The sequence below is a fragment of the Pectobacterium cacticida genome (assembly GCF_036885195.1).
GTDB classification, from domain to species: domain Bacteria; phylum Pseudomonadota; class Gammaproteobacteria; order Enterobacterales; family Enterobacteriaceae; genus Pectobacterium; species Pectobacterium cacticida.
The window spans coordinates 1927306-1945602 of record NZ_CP133656.1 but is presented as its reverse complement, the minus strand read 5'-3'; the positions used below and the strand labels follow the sequence as shown (position 1 = coordinate 1945602).

Sequence of the window (18297 nt, the reverse complement as noted above, 5' to 3'; positions counted from 1 at the left end):
GTTCGCCGTTTCGTCCCGTGAAATGCCGTCAGGACTCAACGGCCTGACGGATCACCCCTCGAGCACGAGACAGCCTTGACCGCACCGTACCGATGGGGATCTCCAACTGCAACGCAAGATCCTGATAACTGGCATCGGTATCCAGCAACTGCATCAGCATCTGACGGGTATCCTCAGGCAACGAGACGATGGCATCCATGGCGCGTTTCAATGCCCCTTGACTCTCAGCGATCGCGCTGGGATCGAGATCTATCGCAATATGCTCCAGCATCTCATCACCCATTTCCTGAGCGCGCTGCCGTGCCTGCTTGAAATAGTTGCGAACCAGATTGAGGGCAATACCAAATACCCATGTCTCCGGCCGCGATGCTCCCGCAAATTTATCCTGATGTTTGAGCACTTCCAGGTAGGTCATTTGCTGTAAATCCTCAACGTCGTCATGGTTGCTAACGCGCTTGCGGATGAAGTTATGCAATTTCTTTCCGTGTTGACGAAACACCTGCTCCCAATCGACAGCGAGCGCCGGGGTCGGTTCGATGTGTTTCAGGGTTGACATATCCATTTGCTGACTCTCCGTTGTTGTGCCCCATTGGCAAAAACGGAAGAGCAAGCCTTGTGCCAGCCCGGAATTATCTTTATTGCATTGATTTTTAATAAGTTATTTTTTTTAAATTGCCTATTATCGTGCCACTTTTTGCCAGCGAACACAGCACGGAATTGCAAGTTGCTGCAATCAGTAAAACGGCAGTTCACCTAATCCGCCATCAAATTCAGCCTACTCCGATGACTTCACGCTGGGGAACCCATCCTTTTCAGCGTCCACACAGCAATACATGCATATTGCCGCACGTTCACACCACGACACGTAGCCGACTTATTCAGGATGAAACCATGATCAAAATGCCGACCGTTCCTCCCTCTAGCAACGCCCTGCCGCGCCCCGTCGTCGCGAATGATGACCTCGTGCCACAGGCCGCGGTGCAGCAGCCCCCTTATCACCATGCGTCTCCCGGCTCGCCGTTATCTACCTCAATGGAAGAGGTCGCGATGGCGTTTGGCGAGCAGGCTGAGCGGAGAAGTAAATCGCTGAACCGGCGCCAAATCGCCCAGCAGCCAGAAGCCCGCGCGACTGCTAATGTCGAACGAATTGAGAAGCTGACGGAACTGCTAAGGATGCTGGAAAACCCGTCGCAAAGTACGCTCGACCAGCAGTTGAGCCGCATGCGCGATCTGCTGATGCAGAAAGGGTCGCCGTCTCTTGATGCCGTTCTGGAAGCTGCAGGCAACGATCCGGCGCGGGGCGATATCCTGCTGCGCCACATCCGGCAGCAATCTGTCCAGCAGCCAGAATTGGCAGCGGCGGCAGAGGATGCGTTACAGCAGTTGCATCAAGAGAAAGGGCCAGAAGTCCGAGCGGGTCTGAATACCGCGACGGCCATTGCATTGTTTAGCACCCAGCCGGAACAGAAACAGGCGATGCGCGATCTGTACTATCAGAAAATCGTGCATCAGCAATCGGCCAGCGCGCTGCTGGACTCTCTTTTGGAACGCTTTGATGCCGCAACATTCTCCATTGGGCTGCGCACGTTGCAGCGCGCGCTGGCGGCGGATATCGCCTCGCTGACGCCTTCTATTTCGAAAGCCGTTCTTCGCAAGATGCTGAGCAACCTCAATGATTCCCGCCACCTGAGCCATACGCTGTCATCCAGTCAGGCGCTGCTCACGCGACTGGCGAACAAAATGCCAGCTTTTACCCTCAGTGCCGTGGATCTGACCCGCCGTTTGATTGGCCTGAGCGCTAACGGCGCCTATTCCCGCGACCTGCATAATCTCGGTCGGGAAGTCGCCGGGACACAGGTTCAGCATCAGGCGATGTTTTTCAGCGCCCTGCTGCCGCTCGTCAGCGATCTGCCGCATCCGCTGTGGCGGGACGATAAAAACCGGCAAACGGCGCTCCAACTGATACGCGGCATGATTGGCGATATCGCCCAATACGAAAAGCAAGAGGCCCATAATTCTCAGCATAACGAACGGGCACCGCGTGACGCCGCATCGCCGCAAAAACAGGGCGCGCGCGACGCGGATAAGGAGCAGCCATGAATCTGCTGATTACCTGGCTGAACCGTATTGCGCTGAGCGCGATGCAGCGCTCTGAAGTCGTTGGCGCGGTCATCGTGATGTCTATCGTTTTCATGATGATCATCCCACTGCCTACCGGGCTGATCGATGTGCTCATCGCGCTTAACATCTGCGCTTCTTCTTTGCTGATCGTGCTGGCGATGTATCTGCCCAAGCCGCTGGCCTTCTCGACATTTCCCGCGGTGCTGTTGTTGACCACCATGTTCCGATTGGCGATCTCCATTTCCACCACACGCCAAATCCTGCTCCAGCAAGACGGCGGCCATATCGTTGAGGCTTTCGGTAACTACGTGGTAGGCGGGAATCTGGCGGTCGGTCTGGTTATCTTTCTGATTCTGACGGTGGTGAATTTTCTGGTGATCACCAAAGGCTCCGAGCGCGTAGCCGAGGTAGCGGCACGTTTCACGCTGGATGCGATGCCCGGCAAACAGATGTCCATCGACAGCGATCTGCGTGCCGGGCTGATCGAAGCCCATCAGGCGCGGCAGCGACGCGAAAATCTGGCGAAAGAGAGCCAACTGTTCGGGGCGATGGACGGCGCGATGAAATTCGTCAAAGGCGATGCCATTGCGTCGCTGGTTATCGTGTTCATCAACATGATCGGCGGTTTCGCCATCGGCGTGTTGCAGCACAATATGGCCGCGACCGATGCCATGCACGTTTATTCCGTTCTGACTATCGGCGATGGACTGATCGCCCAGATCCCGGCGCTACTGATATCGCTGACTGCGGGAATGATCATCACCCGCGTCTCAGCCGATGGGCAAAAAGTGGATGCCAATATTGGTCGGGAAATTGCGGAACAGCTCACTAGCCAGCCCAAAGCGTGGATCATCTCCTCCATCGGCATGTTTGGCTTTGCGCTACTGCCGGGGATGCCGACGCTGGTGTTTATCGCTATCAGTCTGGCGTCACTCGGCAGTGGTCTGTTTCAGGTTTGGCGCATCAAGCAGCAAGGCCAGTTGGATGCCAGCCAGTCGGAGGCGGACAACATGCCAGCCGAACAGAACGGCTATCAGGATCTGCGGCGTTTCAACCCCACGCGCGCCTATTTGCTGCTGTTTCATCCCATCTGGCAAGGACAGCCGTCGGCGACGGCGCTGGTGCAGAATATCCGCCGTCTGCGTAACAAACTGGTCTATCGTTTCGGTTTTACGTTGCCGTCTTTTGATATCGAATTCAGCGATCGGCTGGCAGAGGATGAGTTTCAGTTTTGCGTCTATGAAATTCCTTACGTGAAAGCCACCTTTGTCACCGATCGGCTGGCTGTCGCCAGTGCTGCCGTTGCACAAATTGATACCACGCTTGCCATGCCGGGTTCCACACTGCGGGATGAAGGCCAATGGCTCTGGCTGCCGTTGGCTCATGTTGCGCAGCAGCCCGACGACGTGCCGCGCTGGACAGCGGATGAGCTGATTCTGGCGCGTATGGAGCAGGCCATTCATCGTACCGGTTCACAATTCATCGGCCTACAGGAAACCAAATCCATTCTGTCCTGGCTAGAGAGCGAACAGCCAGAATTGGCGCAGGAACTACAGCGCATCATGCCGCTCTCGCGTTTCGCCAGCGTGCTGCAACGGCTGGCATCCGAACGCGTACCGCTTCGATCGGTGCGCCCCATCGCCGAGGCGCTGATCGAAGTCGGCCAGCATGAGCGGGATACGCTGGCGCTGACCGACTACGTGCGTTTGGCGCTTAAATCGCACATCTGCCACCAGTACAGCGATGAAAACAGCCTTGCTGTCTGGCTACTGACGCCGGAAAGCGAAGAGCTACTGCGTGATGCGCTGCGCCAGACGCAGAACGAAACCTTCTTCGCCCTGACACAGGACTACGCCTCAACGCTGCTCAGCCAACTGCGGCAGGCATTTCCGCCGTTCTCGTCGCCGCGCAGTCTGGTGCTGGTGGCGCAGGATCTACGCAGTCCGCTGCGTACGCTGCTGCAAGACGAATTTCACCACGTTCCGGTGTTGTCCTTCACCGAGCTGGAATCCACCCTGTCGATCAACATCATTGGGTATCTCGATCTTTACGACTCCCCCGACCCCTTTAGCGCATAGGAACACACCATGTTTGAATTACGCGTGCTGACTGGTTTACATCGCGGCGCGGCGCTGCCGCTTTGTGGAAACGCCTGGCGTATCGGTGCAGCCGATGATGCCGATCTCGTGCTCTATGATCCCGGCATAGCGGCTGACCATGCCCAGTTGGAGAAGACCGCTGACGGCTGGACGCTCAGCGCACAGGATGGTGCGTTATGCAATGCGGAGGGCCATTCCGTCGAACGGATTGATGCCTTGCCCCTCGGCACGCCCTTTGCGCTGGGGCAGATTTGGCTCTGCATTGCCGCAGCGGATACCCCCTGGCCCGACGACAGCGAAACGCCTCCGACCGCAGAAGAAGATGCCCACCCTGTGGAACCATCCGCCGACGAACCGCCAGTTTATACCGCGGCGCCTATTCCTACGGCCTCGCCACGCCTGCCGCTGTGGGCCAAGGCCAGCTATCTGCTGCTTGGCGCGTTGCTGCTGGTGATGGTAGGCAGTTGGCAACTACAGGAGAGCGTCGCGATGCCTGCCGCCCCGCCGCCGCAGGATACCCGGAAACCGCTCAGCACGCTGCCACAGCTAGAAAGCACGCTGCGCATCATGTTGCAGGAGCGGGAACTGAACGCGGCCGTGAAAGTGGCGGCGTATCAGGATCGCGTCACGCTCACCGGACAATTAACGCCGGACGATCAAAAAAAGCTGGAACGGATGCTCGCCCAACTCCACCAACGTTATAGAACCGCGCTGTCCGTGAATAACCGGACGCAGCTGAAAACGGAGCAACTGCCGTTTCAGATCGTTCAGGTGACGAGCGGGTCGCAGGCGAATGTCGTCACGGCAGATGGCCAACGCTTTTTCATCGGTGATGAGATCGACAATCTGCGTCTGGTGAAAATTGATGAGCACCAGATTGAATTCAGCGGCAGACAACAAATAACGGTGAACTGGTAATGCAGACACAACCTTCTTCTTTTCCCCTGCTCGATCAGTGGGTCGCACGGCAGCGCCAGCATTTGGCAGGCTATGCGCCCGTAGAGAAAAAAGGCCGCGTCATGGCCGTCAGCGGCATTTTACTGGAGTGCAGTCTGCCGCAGGCGCGCATTGGCGACCTGTGCTGGGTGGCACGCCAGGACGACAGCCAGATGATGGCCGAAGTTGTAGGGTTTAGCCCAGAGAACACCTTTCTCTCGGCGCTCGGGGCGCTGGACGGCATCGCTCAGGGGGCCACCGTGACGCCGCTGTATCAGCCGCACTGCATTCAGGTGTCGGAGCGTTTGCTGGGCAGCGTGCTGGACGGGTTTGGGCGGGCGCTGGAGGACGACGGCGAGAGCGCGTTTGTCGAACCCGGTCAGGCTACAGGCCGCACGCAGCCGGTGCTGGGCGATGCCCCGCCGCCGACCTCTCGCCCACGTATCAGTCAGCCGCTCCCCACCGGGTTGCGCGCCATCGATGGCCTGCTAACCATCGGTCAGGGGCAACGCGTCGGCATCTTCGCTGGCGCGGGCTGCGGCAAAACCACACTACTGGCCGAACTGGCGCGTAATACGCCGTGCGACGCCATTGTTTTCGGGTTGATTGGCGAACGTGGCCGGGAACTGCGCGAGTTTCTCGATCATGAACTGGACGATGCGCTGCGCAGTCGTACCGTGCTGGTGTGTTCCACCTCCGACCGAAGCAGCATGGAACGCGCGCGCGCGGCGTTCACCGCCACGGCTATCGCCGAGGCTTACCGCGCCGAGGGCCGTCAGGTGCTGCTGATTATTGATTCCCTGACGCGTTTCGCTCGTGCCCAGCGCGAAATCGGTCTGGCACTTGGGGAACCGCAGGGGCGCGGCGGGCTGCCGCCGTCGGTTTATACGCTGCTACCGCGTTTGGTCGAACGCGCGGGACAAACGGAAGACGGTGCCATCACCGCGCTCTATTCCGTGCTGATTGAACAGGATTCCATGAACGACCCGGTCGCCGACGAAGTCCGTTCATTGATTGACGGGCACATCGTGCTCGCCCGACGCCTGGCGGAACAGGGGCACTATCCGGCTATCGATGTACTGGCCAGCCTGAGCCGCACCATGAGCAACGTCGTAGATATCGATCACATCCGTAACGCGGGCAGCGTACGGCGCCTGATGGCCGCGTACAAACAGGTTGAGATGCTAATTCGCCTCGGCGAATACCAGCCCGGCCATGATGTGCTGACCGATTCCGCCGTCAACGCCCATGCAGAAATCACGCAGTTCCTGCGTCAGTCAATGCGTGAACCGATGCCTTATGGCGTGATTCAGCAACAGCTCGCCGGAGTCAGCCGCTATGCCCCATAACATCGAACATGATGCCGAATTACAGACCCTGTTGAATCTGCTGATGCCGATACGCCGTCAACGCTTAAGCCGCAGCGAGCGCCATCAGCGGCAGGAAGAACGGCAGTTGATCCGGACTGCAGAGCAGCAGCGGCGTCATCAGCACCAGGTCGACGCGCTGCGACAAGCCAGCCTGACGCAGCGCGACCAGTTTGTCCGAGACACTCAGGGGCGCCGTCAAACGCTGGAAAACCTGAAAAAGCGCCTTGCCGCCGAACAGCGCTTACTCGGCGAGATAGCGGCAGAGGCGCAACAGGTACAGGCCACACAACAGCAACATCACGATCGGCAGCGCCAGGTTGATCTCGCCCAGAAGGCCACTCGCCAGTGCCAGAAGGCGGTGGAGAAACTGGAATATCTGCTGACGTTACCTCAGGAGCACGTATGAATAACCGACAGATTGCGTCACCCGAATCTACGGCGACGCAGAACGCGCAGGCCGTACTGCACGGTAAATCCTCTCGCGCAGAGGGCTCACAGCATGATCCACAACCCGATCCACAACATAGCGATTTCTGGGAAGCCTTCACATTTTCAGATAGCTTTGAAGACGCGTTCTATCAGGATACGCCTGCTGTTTTATCACCGGGTGGCGCTCTCAATGCCCCCTTGCCGTTGCAGACTGACGCGTCGGACAACCCACAATATGTGACGCCGTCACCGTGGCAACCACTGCAATGTGAACTGATTGATGCAATGGACAACATCTGCGCCCCACCATTTGCCTTTAGCCTGCAACTGCCGCAGTTGGGCGATATCGATGTGCGCTTAGCCGCTCTGGTACCGCGCGGCTGGGATATTTCTCTGCGTTTTAGCCGGGAAAGCTACCACCAGTTAAAAGATCGGCGTGAAGCCTGCCGCCATTCGCTCGCCAGCGCGCTGGATTGCCCGATAAACCTGCGTTTTGACGCCAGGGAGTATGAGCGATGAGTTCACATTCCCCACACATTCGACCATTGACACTACCGACCTTGCGTACGCAGCACGCCCATATCCGCTCGATGCTGGCCACTGGGTTAGTGCTGCCGTTTATTCGCGATGGGGCCGAGGGCCGACTGCATCTTCAACTGACGAACGAATGCGTGCTGGCAGAGGAATCGTTCTCTGCACAACCACACGACTGGCGTAGCGATATCGGCGATATCTCACTGACCGATCCGTTCCCGGTGCTCAGCCTGCTGTCGGACTGCCCGCTGCTACCGCTATCTGAAGACAATGATGCGGCACAGGAGTGGTACTGGACGCTCTACAACCAGTCACTCAATCCCGTCCTGCGCGCGCTCGTCGGCGAGATTTATCCGCTGGGTATGAGTCATGAAACGCCGCACGGCATGGGTGCCGCACTCTCTGCCTGGCTTAGTGTTAGCTGGAATGGCATTACCGCACGCAGCCGGATGCAGGCCGCTGACGCCGTCTGGCTGGCATTGTTTTCTCGCGCAGGCTGGCACCGTCAGCGCCGTACACTCCCCGGAGGAATGACGATCGCTTTGCCAATCATACTGGCTGATGCCGTAGTGCCGCTGCCCGCGTTACACCATTTGCGTACGGGTGACCTCATTCTACCCAACCGTCCCTGGTTTACCCCCGCGGGAGAAGGAACATTGTCATCCGGCACGCTGCGACTGCATGGCACATTACAGCTCACCGCGCACGCACCCTATACCTTTACCATTACCGACATGGAGACTCTCACAATGCCCTCGCCTGCTACCGATACAATGTTCGCCGCTCCCCATTCAGATGCAGCGGCATTTCCATTCACACAGGAAGGTGACAACGTCACCGAAAGTTTGCCACCGCTACCGGTTACTTTACACCTTCGCTGCGGTAGCCTGACGATGACGCTAACGGAATTGCAACACCTTGCCAGCGGCAGCGTGTTCACGCTGCGCGACGTGGTGCCGGGACAAGCCTGGCTCTATTACGGCGATATCGCGCTGGCAAGCGGCGATCTGGTCGATGTGGAAGGCCGACTGGGGCTACAGATTACCCACCGCTTTACTGCGCAGACACGTTTTTCCGCATCAACACAAAGTCTGCCGGCAGTGGATGAGGATCACGCCGCCGATTCGGAGCTGGCACCATGACCTCCGGCGCGTTCGACCCGTTGATGTTTGCGCTCTTTCTGGGCGCACTCTCCCTAATTCCACTGATGATGATTGCCTGTACCTGCTTTCTGAAGATTGCCATTGTGCTGTTGATCACCCGCAACGCCATTGGCGTACAACAGGTACCGCCCAATATGGCGCTATACGGCATCGCGCTCGCGGCAACGCTGTTTGTGATGGCGCCGGTCTTTCAGGACATCACCAAGCGCGTGCAGGAAAAGCCGCTGGATATGACTGATATCACGTCGCTTCAGGACAGCGTGACCTACGGTCTGGAACCGCTGCAAACCTTTATGTCGCACAACGTTGATCCGGATATTCTCACCCATTTGCATGAGAACAGCCTGCAAATGTGGCCCGCATCGCTATCCGAAAAGGTGAATACGCAAAATCTGCTGCTGGTGATCCCGGCTTTTGTATTATCGGAGCTACAGGCCGGGTTCAAAATCGGCTTCCTGATTTATATCCCGTTTATCGTCATTGACCTTATCGTCTCCAACGTGCTGCTGGCGCTGGGGATGCAGATGGTCGCGCCAATGACGCTGTCGCTGCCGTTAAAGCTGCTGCTGTTCGTGCTGGTGAACGGTTGGACGCGGTTACTTGACGGCCTATTTTACAGCTATCTGTGAGGCCGAGATGGAAATAATCACGCTTTTCCGTCAGGCCATGGTGATGGTCGTGTTGCTCTCGGCGCCGCCTCTGCTAGTTGCGGTGATCGTCGGCGTGCTGATCTCGCTGCTACAGGCAGTGATGCAGTTACAGGATCAAACGCTGCCCTTCGCCGTCAAGCTGATTTCCGTCGGGCTGGCGCTGGCGCTCTGCGGACGCTGGATTGGCGTAGAACTGATGCAGTTGGCCATTACTGCGTTCAACATGATTGCACAGACCGGGGTATAAGTTCGCATGATCGCCACCATTCAGCACATTTACGACTTTATCATCGCCATTACGCTCGGCATTGCCCGGCTGTATCCCTGCTTTATTCTGGTGCCGGTTTTTTCACTCAACGTGCTGAAAGGCATGATACGCAACGCGGTGGTGATTTCCCTGACGCTACTGCCTGCTCCCATCGTGCAACAGCAGCTCCTGCTGACGCCGCTATCCTGGCCGATGCTGCCCGGCCTGCTGTTGAAAGAGATGATTGTCGGGCTGCTCCTCGCATTGATTCTGGCGATGCCGTTCTGGCTGTTTGAATCCGTCGGTGCCCTGTTCGATAACCAGCGCGGCGCGTTGATGGGCGGTCAGCTCAACCCTGCGCTGGGCTCGGATGCCACGCCGCTAGGTCATTTGCTGAAACAGACCCTGATTCTGCTGCTGATTATTGGTATCGGCCTGAAAGGGCTAACGCAGTTGCTATGGGACAGCTACCAGATCTGGCCGGTACTGTCCTGGTTGCCCGCGCCGGGCGAACAAGGGTTTAAGGTCTACCTCGACCTGCTGGCCGATACCTTCACCCATTTAGTGGTGTACGCCGGGCCGCTGGTGGCGCTACTGCTGCTGTTGGAATTCAGTATTGCGCTACTCAGTCTGTATAGCCCACAGCTTCAAGTCTTCGTCCTCTCTATTCCGGCTAAGTGTCTGGTCGGGATGGCGTTTTTCATCGTCTACCTGCCGGTGTTGCAGTATCTGGGCGACGACAGACTGAAGGGACTACCGGATCTAAAGCACCTGCTCCCACTACTTTTTACGGCACCAAGCAGTTAATCAGGCGGAATCATGAGCGAGAAAACGGAACAGCCCACAGATAAAAAGCTGGAAGACGCGCGCCGTAAAGGAGAGGTTGGACAAAGTCAGGATGTGCCCAAGCTGCTGATCTGCGTTGGTCTACTGGAATGCGTGTTGGCATTAGCAGACAGCACAATGGGGAAACTCCAGATGCTGGTGCAACTGCCGCTACAACGACTGGATGCGCCGTTTGCGCAGGTGGCGAAAGAAGTCTTGCACGACGCCGCCGTGCTAGCAGGCACACTCTGCCTGTTAGCCGCCGCGATTGCCGTATTGCTGCGTATAGTGGGCGGCTGGATCCAGTATGGTCCGCTGTTTGCGCCTGAAGCGCTGAAGCTCGATCTCAATCGACTGAACCCGATTAACCAGTTTAAGCAGATGTTTTCGATGCGCAAGCTGGTGGAAATGCTGACCAATATCCTGAAAGCCGTAGTGATCGGTACGGTCTTTTATAAAGTGGTGGTGCCGGAACTGGAAGCGCTGGTCGAATTGGCCTACGGCGATCTCTACGGTTTCTGGCAAGGGGTTAAAGCGCTGCTGACGCGCATTGAACGCACCACGCTGACGGCGTTGTTGGTACTGTCTGCACTGGATTTCGGCCTGCAAAAGTATTTTTTTCTCAAGCAACAGCGTATGAGCCATGAGGATTTACGTAACGAACACAAGGACTCTGAAGGCGATCCCCACATGAAAGGCCATCGTAAGTCGCTGGCGCACGAACTGATGAACGAACCCGCCGCCCCGCGCCCCAAAGCCAAAGTTGAAGACGCCGATATGCTGCTGGTTAACCCAACACACTATGCGGTGGGACTTTACTATCGTCCCGGCAAAACGCCGTTACCGCGGATCCTGTTTAAGGGGGAAGATAGTGCGGCGCAGGAACTTATCGCTCAGGCGAAAAAAGCAGACATTCCGGTGATTCGCTTCATCTGGCTGACCCGTACGCTATATCGCACTACCCCGGAGGGCCAGTACATTCCGCGCGAAACGCTTCAGGCCGTAGCGCAGGTGTATCGCGTCCTGCGCCAGCTCGAAGACGAGCAAAAACGCGACATTATCGAGATGGAGTGAAAGCGGATCTTTAGCTTTCCGCTACCTGACTCAGATAATGCGCCTCCCCCTGGCGCAGTTCCGCGATCATAAAATCGAGAAAAGCCTGCTGTTGGATCGTATGGGGTTTGCCCGCCAGCGTTTGAATCTGGAGTGAACGTTGGTCAAGTTGCTTAATATTCAGCGGTTTAAGGCACATTGACGCCTGCAAGCATTGATACATTACGGAATAGAAACTACAGGCGGTGACGGCTCCTGGGGTATTCATCGCATAGTTATAGAGTGTAGTAAAATTATTGCAGCACAGTGTCGGCTCCAGGAAAGTGCCGTTCATGCGGCATGAGAGATCAAACAGTTGGCGTAACGTGGTAGAGGGTTCCGGCAGCGCTAGCGGAAAGGGATGCAAATCAGCCAGTTGAACCGATTGCTGCGCCAGCGGATGTCCCGTCGACATGAGTAGCATCAATGGCGCAGGCAGTGCCAGTTCCACATTCACACCCTGTTCGGGCGCCAGTGCGAACTGTAACGCGATGTCCACTTCACCATTACGGATCATCTGAGATACCTGCATCGCCGAGTCCACTTTTAATGCAAAGGTGGTATCCGGGTCGTACTGGCGAAAACGGGCAAACAGTGTCGGTAGCAGATCGAACGCCATTCCCTCTGTGCAACCAATGCGCAATAATGCCCGACGACTCGCCTTCAACCCCTGAATCTCCGCGATAGCGGCATCCATATCCATCATGCTCTTGCGAACATGATTCTCCAGAATACGTCCGGCATCGTTTAATATCATACCGCGCGCATGGCGCTCAAATAGCGGCACACCAATACGCTCCTCCAAACGTTGAATCTGGCGGCTAATTGCTGAAACGGCAACAAACAGGTGTTGACTGGCGGCGCTGAGTGAACCCGTCGTAGCCACCACTAAAAAATATCGAATCTCGGTACTGTGCATTGCAATATTCCTTTCCGGTCTCGCAGAGAGATTGACAGGTTTATATTAAAAGCAAAGCTTGATTGCAATTTTTATTATTGTTGCAAAGCTTGTTTTTTCCTTAAATATCGGCAACTTCGGCTCTCTATATCGCAAGGAAAGGCATGACTCGTGCAGACCTCATTCGTACCGCCTATGAACGTTTCGATCGCGGAGAATTTAAACAAACGCTGGCTCGACGTATCGCGCATGCCAGCGAGAGCCAGAAGCACGACAACCTCGATGCCTTGCACCGCTACCTGATCGAGGAAATTCAGCCTGCATTGTTGGCGATGGGGTTCAGCGTAAAACGACTTGCTTCGCCGGATGAACATCATCCCCCTTTTCTGCTGGCAGAACGCCTTGAAGATCCCACACTACCGACCGTGCTGTCGTATGGGCACGGCGATGTGGTTTTCGGTGATGAAGACAACTGGCGTACCGGACTGTCGCCCTGGACATTAGTAGAAGAAGGCGACCATTGGTACGGACGGGGCAGCGCCGATAATAAAGGTCAGCACACTATTAACCTGATGGCGCTGGAACAGGTGTATCAGGCGCGGGGTCAGCGCTTAGGGTTTAACTGTAAATTGCTCTTTGAAATGGGCGAAGAAATAGGATCGCCAGGGCTGTCCGCAGTATGTCAGCAGCACCAGCAGGCGCTCAAGGCCGATATCTTTATCGCCTCAGACGGGCCGCGCCTTCATGCAGCGCGTCCGACGCTGTTCCTCGGTTCTCGCGGCTGCGTGAATTTTCGCTTGCGTATCAAAGCCCGCGAACAGGCCTACCATTCCGGCAACTGGGGAGGGCTGCTGAGCAATCCGGGCACACAGCTGGCAAACGTTATCGCCAGTCTGGTGGATGGGCAAGGCCGGATCAGGATTGATGCCCTGCTGCCTCCGCCGTTAACACCGGCGCTGCGTGAAATTTTCAGTACCCTTGACCCCGCGGGCAATGAGAGCGATCCGGCCATTGATGAATCTTGGGGAGCCGCTGGCCTCACACCGGCCGAGCGGCTATTTGGCTGGAATACGCTGGAAGTCTTGTCCTTCATAACCGGCAACCCGCACAAGCCAGTGAACGCGATCCCCGCGGAAGCCACCGCTATTTGTCAACTGCGCTTTGTCGTCGGCACCGATTGGCAGCATTTGAAGCAGATCGTGCGTCAACATCTCGATGATCATGGTTTCAAACAGGTCGAGATTGAAGTCCTAAACACCTCACCCGCGACGCGCTTTAATCCAGAAGATCCACTGGTCAACTGGGCGCTAACCTTGATGGAACAAATCAGTGGCAAACCGCCCGCGTTACTACCGAATCTAGGCGGTTCATTACCTAATGATGTGTTCGCCGACATTCTTGGCCTGCCGACCCTATGGATCCCGCATTCCTATCCGGCGTGTGGACAACATGCGGTTAACGAGCATCTGCTAAAATCTGTTGCTCGTGAAGGGCTGGCGATCATGACTGGCCTATTCTGGGAGCTAGCAGAGCAAGGACAGGCGCGGTTAGCGGAACACCGGAAGTACAAGCGCCAGAAATAAGATTGGCTTTCCACGCATACGGTATAAAAGTGGCCACATTTGACGGCCACTTCACCGCATCAACACGCACGCCGCCCTTGCCTGCCCTTCATCATAAAATCGCATTGACTTACGTCTACACATTCGCCCGTTTCCCTTCCCCTACTTACACTCTAACCATTGTCAGGCATTTTCACCATTTCCGTGCTATATACTATAGGGGAGTATCCCTTGACACAGCAATATATACTCCCCTATAGTATATGGAATGAGACGTGAGGTAGCAGAATGCCCAGCACCCCTGGAGAAAAAAAGAAAGTTCTTACCCGAGTTCGCCGTATTCGCGGCCAAATCGATGCGCTAGAGAGAGCGCTGGAAAATGGGGCCGAATGTCGGGCGATTCTTCAGCAAATAGCGGCTGTTCGCGGGGCCGCTAACGGCTTAATGGCCGAAGTGCTTGAGAGCCACATTAGAGAAACATTTGACAAGAATGACAGTTACAGCCACGAAGTCAGCAAATCTGTTGACGATACCATTGAACTGGTTCGTGCTTATCTAAAATAACGGATACCACGAACAGACCGAGGAGAAGAGACAAATGAAATCACGTGCAGCCGTTGCATTTGCGCCAGGTAAACCCCTGGAGATCGTTGAAATTGATGTTGCTCCGCCTAAAAAAGGTGAAGTGCTGATTAAAAATACGCATACAGGTGTCTGCCATACCGATGCCTTTACCCTTTCCGGCAGCGATCCCGAGGGGGTTTTCCCCGTGGTGCTAGGCCATGAAGGCGCCGGGATTGTGGTTGAAGTTGGTGAAGGTGTGACCAGCGTTAAACCTGGCGATCACGTTATTCCCCTGTACACCGCAGAATGTGGGGAATGTGAATTCTGCCAATCGGGTAAAACCAACCTCTGTGTTGCCGTTCGCGAGACGCAGGGTAAAGGTTTGATGCCTGATGGCACAACCCGTTTCTCTTACAATGGCCAACCACTGTACCACTACATGGGATGCTCGACGTTCAGTGAGTACACCGTTGTGGCGGAAGTCTCTCTGGCCAAAATTAATCCAGAGGCAAATCACGAACACGTATGTCTGCTGGGATGTGGCGTAACCACCGGGATTGGTGCTGTCCATAACACGGCTAAAGTGCAACCCGGCGATTCGGTAGCGATTTTTGGCTTAGGCGCCATTGGTCTGGCTGCGGTCCAGGGCGCTCGCCAGGCGAAAGCGGGACGTATCATCGCGATTGATACCAACCCAGGAAAATTTGAGTTGGCGCGCAAGTTTGGCGCAACTGATTGTATTAATCCGAATGACTACGACAAACCCATTAAAGACGTCCTGCTGGATATCAATAAATGGGGGATCGACCATACTTTTGAATGTATCGGTAACGTAAACGTGATGCGCGCGGCGTTGGAAAGCGCTCACCGCGGATGGGGTCAGTCGGTGATCATCGGTGTAGCAGGCGCAGGGCAGGAAATCTCGACGCGTCCGTTCCAATTAGTTACCGGCCGCGTATGGAAGGGCTCAGCCTTTGGTGGCGTTAAAGGCCGTACTCAGTTACCGGGTATGGTTGAAGATGCAATGAAAGGAGACATCGAACTCGAACCTTTCGTTACGCATACGATGACGCTGGACAAAATCAATGACGCTTTTGAGCTAATGCACGAAGGCAAATCCATCCGCACGGTAATTCACTACTAATCCGTCGGATGCGAAATTTTATTCACCTAATCTAAGGATATTCATCATGGCAACACCTGTTATTTCTGGCGACGGTATTTTCTCGCATGTATTCATCGGTGCCACCGATGTGGAAAAATCCACCGCATTCTATGATGCGGTACTTGGGAAGCTGGGTATCAAAAATCTCGGACCATTCGGAAGCGGCTGGGTGCTTTACGGTCGTGACAAACCCGCATTCATTATTGCCCGTCCGGGTAATGGTGAGGCGCCTTCCAGCAACGGCATCACGATTGGGTTTGCGGCGTCCAGCACGGAAGAAGTTGATGCCTTCCATGCAGCTGGCTTAGCGCACGGCGGTTCAGATGAGGGCCAACCTGGCCCACGCGGTCACTTGCCAGGCGCCTATGCGGCTTACCTGCGCGATCCGGCTGGCAACAAAATCACCGCCTACACGTTCCTGTAATCGCGGTATAGCCTTTCTCCCCTGACGACGGTCAGGGGAGAAAGACATTATTTTTGCCCGATTTGGTAATCACCTATTCACTCGCACCAAACGCCTTTCCGCAGACGCTTATTCTGACTTCGCTTTTTGGTTCATCCATTCGGGCTTCTGAAACGCATGGAACATGGTGTTTTTGTCCGAGAAGAACGCGGCGAACTCCGGAGATTGAACGGCAGCCTTCAGATCCTGAGCAAAGGGCTTATCGGCATCTTCCGCTCTTACAACAATCATGTTTTTCAGGTCTTCCGGTAATACATCCAGTTGAACAGCGTCAGATAATTTCAGTCCGGAGGCAATGGCGAAATTGGCATTGATCAACGACCCCGTGACGCCGCCCAGCGCACGCGGTAGCTGTGCCGCTTCCAGCGGTTTAAAAACCAACCCTTTAGGGTTTTCTGTAATATCCCGCAGTGAAGCTTTAGTCGGCGTAATGTTTGGATTAATCTTGATCAAACCATATTTTTGCAAAAAGTCTAACGACCGCGCCAGGTTGGATGGGTCGTTTGGCAAGGTAATAATGTCACCGGCTTTTAGTTCATCAAGCGAGCGAACTTTATGGGAGTAAAAGCCCATGCTCGCCGTCGGTACGGTAATGACTTCCGCTAATTTTAACCCTTTATCTGCGCTGAACCGGTCAAGATAACGGCGGTTCTGGAACAGATTGGCGTCGATACTTTTATTGGCCAGTGCCAGGTTAGGTTGAATGTAATCGCTGAACTCCCGCACTCTCACATCGTAGCCCTTTTTCACCATTTCAGGTTTGATCGCTTTCGTCACCATATCACCATACGGCCCCGGCGATACCCCGATGGTAATTTCTTTGCCTGCGTCTGCCGCATAAGCCTGGGAGATCCCCAGCGCCAGCATGAGTGGAATGAGTTTTTTCAATTGCATCGTGGCGTTCCTGTCTGATTTTTGTCGGTGTTAGCCGTTTGCTAACGGCATTCTCGTTATGTCGCGCAGCGGCACACGGTTAAAACCGAGAGCAACAGCGTTATTCCCTGGTGCTGAATAACGCTTAACTGCCTGTGGTACTCATTTAAAAATTTATTTCAAAGGGTCATAACAGAAATGTTTCTTGGCCGTAGCAGTATTTGTCATACAATTCCGGATTAATATCGAAGCCAATACCCGGTTTGTTTGGCACAGCAACGCAACTGTCGTTATCCAATTCGACAAACGGCAGCATAAAGTCTGCCTGCCAGTAGCGGGACGAAGGGGGAATATCGTGCGCGTAGATAAAATTCGGTAGCGTAGATACCGCGATGTTATGCGCTTTACCGACCGCCGTATCCAGCATACCGCCGCACCACACGGGAATATTATGTTCCTGACAATAGTCATGAATCAGTTTAGTTTCGGTAATGCCGCCCACGCGGGCAACTTTAATATTGATGATTTTGGCGCTGCCCAATTCGATGGCTTTCCGGGCATCGTCTACCGAGGCAATACTCTCATCCAGACAGATCGGCGTATTTATTGCCGCCTGAAGTTTGCGATGATCGATAATATCGTCATGCGCCAGTGGCTGTTCAATCATTAACAGGTTAAATTTGTCAATGCGCTTAAAGAAATCTATGTCATCCAGCGTATAGGCAGAATTAGCATCCACCATTAGCGTGATATCGCCAAACGCCTGACGTAAAGCCAGAATATAGTCATAATCTTTCCCCGGCTTAATCTTTATCTTAATGCGCTTATAACCATCTTTTAGGAAAGCGTCGACCACACTGACGAGTTTATCCGGCGTTTCCTGAATACCGATACTCACACCGGCCTCAACCTTATCACGCACCCCACCGAGCAATTGATGCAATGGTACGCCTTTAAGTTTCGCATAGGCGTCCCAAATACCGCCTTCGATGGCAGCTTTAGCGCAATTATTGCGTTTAACCGGCGCGAAAATATCGCGGACGTGTGATGGATGATCGATATTGCCAGCCTGCTTAATCATCGGGATGAGAAAGTCACGCATAATATGCCACGCGGTAACGTTAGTTTCTTCGTTATAAAATGGCAAAGAAATGGCTGAACAATCACCGTAACCAATTTGCCCGCCCGCGTGAACCTCTACGATGGAAAAGTGTTTCTCCGTCTGCGTCGCAAAACTGGTGGTAAAGGGCGTTTTTAGCGCCATTTTCATTTTTCGTAATACAATTTTGTCTATTTTCATGACATC

The 18297-nt window shown here is 54.9% G+C and carries 19 protein-coding genes; 15 read left to right on the top strand and 4 right to left on the bottom strand.

Annotated elements, in window-relative coordinates:
- Positions 1–28: 28 nt before the first annotated feature.
- Positions 29–562, bottom strand: coding sequence for an RNA polymerase sigma factor (locus tag RFN81_RS09075; protein ID WP_264498764.1), 534 nt, complete (start codon positions 560–562; stop codon positions 29–31).
- 329 nt (positions 563–891) lie between these two features.
- Here RFN81_RS09075 and sctW point away from each other — a divergent pair, with 329 nt between their 5' ends.
- From sctW to sctU, 11 genes are read left to right on the top strand one after another with little or no spacing between them, the layout of a single operon-like run.
- Positions 892–2100, top strand: a complete 1209-nt coding sequence (sctW, locus tag RFN81_RS09070; RefSeq protein ID WP_264498763.1) for a type III secretion system gatekeeper subunit SctW — start codon at positions 892–894, stop codon at positions 2098–2100.
- Positions 2097–4199, top strand: coding sequence for a type III secretion system export apparatus subunit SctV (gene sctV / locus RFN81_RS09065; RefSeq protein WP_264498762.1), 2103 nt, complete (start codon positions 2097–2099; stop codon positions 4197–4199). The genes sctW and sctV overlap by 4 nt, the downstream gene beginning before the upstream one ends.
- Positions 4200–4208: 9 nt before the next feature.
- Complete coding sequence (locus tag RFN81_RS09060) at positions 4209–5138, top strand: FHA domain-containing protein (protein ID WP_264498761.1); 930 nt, start codon at positions 4209–4211, stop codon at positions 5136–5138.
- Positions 5138–6505, top strand: coding sequence for a type III secretion system ATPase SctN (gene sctN, locus RFN81_RS09055; RefSeq protein WP_264498760.1), 1368 nt, complete (start codon positions 5138–5140; stop codon positions 6503–6505). The genes RFN81_RS09060 and sctN overlap by 1 nt, the downstream gene beginning before the upstream one ends.
- Entirely contained in the window at positions 6495–6932 is a 438-nt protein-coding gene (locus RFN81_RS09050) for a type III secretion protein (protein ID WP_264498759.1), read from the top strand. Before sctN ends, RFN81_RS09050 begins: the two co-directional genes overlap by 11 nt.
- Positions 6929–7474, top strand: coding sequence for a type III secretion system HrpP C-terminal domain-containing protein (locus RFN81_RS09045; RefSeq protein ID WP_264498758.1), 546 nt, complete (start codon positions 6929–6931; stop codon positions 7472–7474). The genes RFN81_RS09050 and RFN81_RS09045 overlap by 4 nt, the downstream gene beginning before the upstream one ends.
- Positions 7471–8631 carry a type III secretion system cytoplasmic ring protein SctQ gene (gene sctQ / locus RFN81_RS09040; protein WP_264498757.1) on the top strand — a complete coding sequence of 387 codons (1161 nt, stop codon included), beginning with the start codon at positions 7471–7473 and terminating at the stop codon, positions 8629–8631. The genes RFN81_RS09045 and sctQ overlap by 4 nt, the downstream gene beginning before the upstream one ends.
- Positions 8628–9281 carry a type III secretion system export apparatus subunit SctR gene (sctR, locus tag RFN81_RS09035; protein ID WP_264498756.1) on the top strand — a complete coding sequence of 218 codons (654 nt, stop codon included), beginning with the start codon at positions 8628–8630 and terminating at the stop codon, positions 9279–9281. Before sctQ ends, sctR begins: the two co-directional genes overlap by 4 nt.
- Positions 9282–9288: 7 nt before the next feature.
- On the top strand, positions 9289–9549 hold the full coding sequence (gene sctS, locus RFN81_RS09030) for a type III secretion system export apparatus subunit SctS (RefSeq protein ID WP_015840440.1): 261 nt from the start codon (positions 9289–9291) through the stop codon (positions 9547–9549).
- Between the two features lie 6 nt (positions 9550–9555).
- Complete coding sequence (gene sctT / locus RFN81_RS09025) at positions 9556–10356, top strand: type III secretion system export apparatus subunit SctT (RefSeq protein WP_264498755.1); 801 nt, start codon at positions 9556–9558, stop codon at positions 10354–10356.
- A 12-nt stretch (positions 10357–10368) separates the two neighbouring features.
- Positions 10369–11448: a type III secretion system export apparatus subunit SctU gene (gene sctU / locus RFN81_RS09020; RefSeq protein ID WP_264498754.1), complete on the top strand. Its 1080-nt coding sequence runs from the start codon at positions 10369–10371 to the stop codon at positions 11446–11448.
- Between the two features lie 10 nt (positions 11449–11458).
- On the opposite strand, the gene RFN81_RS09015 is transcribed toward sctU, so the two are convergent.
- Positions 11459–12385, bottom strand: coding sequence for a LysR family transcriptional regulator (locus RFN81_RS09015; protein ID WP_264498753.1), 927 nt, complete (start codon positions 12383–12385; stop codon positions 11459–11461).
- A gap of 143 nt (positions 12386–12528) precedes the next feature.
- Between RFN81_RS09015 and RFN81_RS09010 the strand changes: the two genes are divergently transcribed.
- The 4 genes from RFN81_RS09010 (at position 12529) to RFN81_RS08995 (ending at position 16079) form a co-directional block, all read left to right on the top strand.
- A complete protein-coding gene (locus RFN81_RS09010) occupies positions 12529–13947 on the top strand; it encodes a M20 family metallopeptidase (RefSeq protein ID WP_264498752.1) in 1419 nt (472 codons plus the stop codon).
- A 267-nt stretch (positions 13948–14214) separates the two neighbouring features.
- A complete protein-coding gene (gene frmR, locus RFN81_RS09005; RefSeq protein ID WP_264498751.1) occupies positions 14215–14490 on the top strand; it encodes a formaldehyde-responsive transcriptional repressor FrmR in 276 nt (91 codons plus the stop codon).
- Between the two features lie 34 nt (positions 14491–14524).
- Positions 14525–15634 (top strand): S-(hydroxymethyl)glutathione dehydrogenase, encoded by a 1110-nt coding sequence (gene frmA / locus RFN81_RS09000; protein ID WP_264498750.1) that lies wholly within the window; start codon positions 14525–14527, stop codon positions 15632–15634.
- Positions 15635–15680: 46 nt separating this feature from the next.
- The gene (locus tag RFN81_RS08995; RefSeq protein ID WP_264498749.1) at positions 15681–16079 is read left to right on the top strand and encodes a VOC family protein; all 399 of its coding nucleotides are present in this window, start codon (positions 15681–15683) and stop codon (positions 16077–16079) included.
- A gap of 108 nt (positions 16080–16187) precedes the next feature.
- Here RFN81_RS08995 and RFN81_RS08990 read toward each other — a convergent pair whose 3' ends face one another.
- Together RFN81_RS08990 and menC are read right to left on the bottom strand one after the other, a co-directional pair.
- Positions 16188–17012 carry a MetQ/NlpA family ABC transporter substrate-binding protein gene (locus tag RFN81_RS08990; protein ID WP_264498748.1) on the bottom strand — a complete coding sequence of 275 codons (825 nt, stop codon included), beginning with the start codon at positions 17010–17012 and terminating at the stop codon, positions 16188–16190.
- A gap of 166 nt (positions 17013–17178) precedes the next feature.
- On the bottom strand, positions 17179–18291 hold the full coding sequence (gene menC / locus RFN81_RS08985; protein WP_264498747.1) for an o-succinylbenzoate synthase: 1113 nt from the start codon (positions 18289–18291) through the stop codon (positions 17179–17181).
- Positions 18292–18297: the final 6 nt, after the last annotated feature.

Excerpts from the sequence above, each read along its gene's own strand:
- RFN81_RS09075 (WP_264498764.1), bottom strand. The coding sequence starts at position 562 with ATGGATATGTCAACCCTGAAACACATCGAACCGACCCCGGCGCTCGCT.
- sctW (WP_264498763.1), top strand. The coding sequence starts at position 892 with ATGATCAAAATGCCGACCGTTCCTCCCTCTAGCAACGCCCTGCCGCGC.
- sctV (WP_264498762.1), top strand. The coding sequence starts at position 2,097 with ATGAATCTGCTGATTACCTGGCTGAACCGTATTGCGCTGAGCGCGATG.
- RFN81_RS09060 (WP_264498761.1), top strand. The coding sequence starts at position 4,209 with ATGTTTGAATTACGCGTGCTGACTGGTTTACATCGCGGCGCGGCGCTG.
- sctN (WP_264498760.1), top strand. The coding sequence starts at position 5,138 with ATGCAGACACAACCTTCTTCTTTTCCCCTGCTCGATCAGTGGGTCGCA.
- RFN81_RS09050 (WP_264498759.1), top strand. The coding sequence starts at position 6,495 with ATGCCCCATAACATCGAACATGATGCCGAATTACAGACCCTGTTGAAT.
- RFN81_RS09045 (WP_264498758.1), top strand. The coding sequence starts at position 6,929 with ATGAATAACCGACAGATTGCGTCACCCGAATCTACGGCGACGCAGAAC.
- sctQ (WP_264498757.1), top strand. The coding sequence starts at position 7,471 with ATGAGTTCACATTCCCCACACATTCGACCATTGACACTACCGACCTTG.
- sctR (WP_264498756.1), top strand. The coding sequence starts at position 8,628 with ATGACCTCCGGCGCGTTCGACCCGTTGATGTTTGCGCTCTTTCTGGGC.
- sctS (WP_015840440.1), top strand. The coding sequence starts at position 9,289 with ATGGAAATAATCACGCTTTTCCGTCAGGCCATGGTGATGGTCGTGTTG.
- sctT (WP_264498755.1), top strand. The coding sequence starts at position 9,556 with ATGATCGCCACCATTCAGCACATTTACGACTTTATCATCGCCATTACG.
- sctU (WP_264498754.1), top strand. The coding sequence starts at position 10,369 with ATGAGCGAGAAAACGGAACAGCCCACAGATAAAAAGCTGGAAGACGCG.
- RFN81_RS09015 (WP_264498753.1), bottom strand. The coding sequence starts at position 12,385 with ATGCACAGTACCGAGATTCGATATTTTTTAGTGGTGGCTACGACGGGT.
- RFN81_RS09010 (WP_264498752.1), top strand. The coding sequence starts at position 12,529 with ATGACTCGTGCAGACCTCATTCGTACCGCCTATGAACGTTTCGATCGC.
- frmR (WP_264498751.1), top strand. The coding sequence starts at position 14,215 with ATGCCCAGCACCCCTGGAGAAAAAAAGAAAGTTCTTACCCGAGTTCGC.
- frmA (WP_264498750.1), top strand. The coding sequence starts at position 14,525 with ATGAAATCACGTGCAGCCGTTGCATTTGCGCCAGGTAAACCCCTGGAG.
- RFN81_RS08995 (WP_264498749.1), top strand. The coding sequence starts at position 15,681 with ATGGCAACACCTGTTATTTCTGGCGACGGTATTTTCTCGCATGTATTC.
- RFN81_RS08990 (WP_264498748.1), bottom strand. The coding sequence starts at position 17,012 with ATGCAATTGAAAAAACTCATTCCACTCATGCTGGCGCTGGGGATCTCC.
- menC (WP_264498747.1), bottom strand. The coding sequence starts at position 18,291 with ATGAAAATAGACAAAATTGTATTACGAAAAATGAAAATGGCGCTAAAA.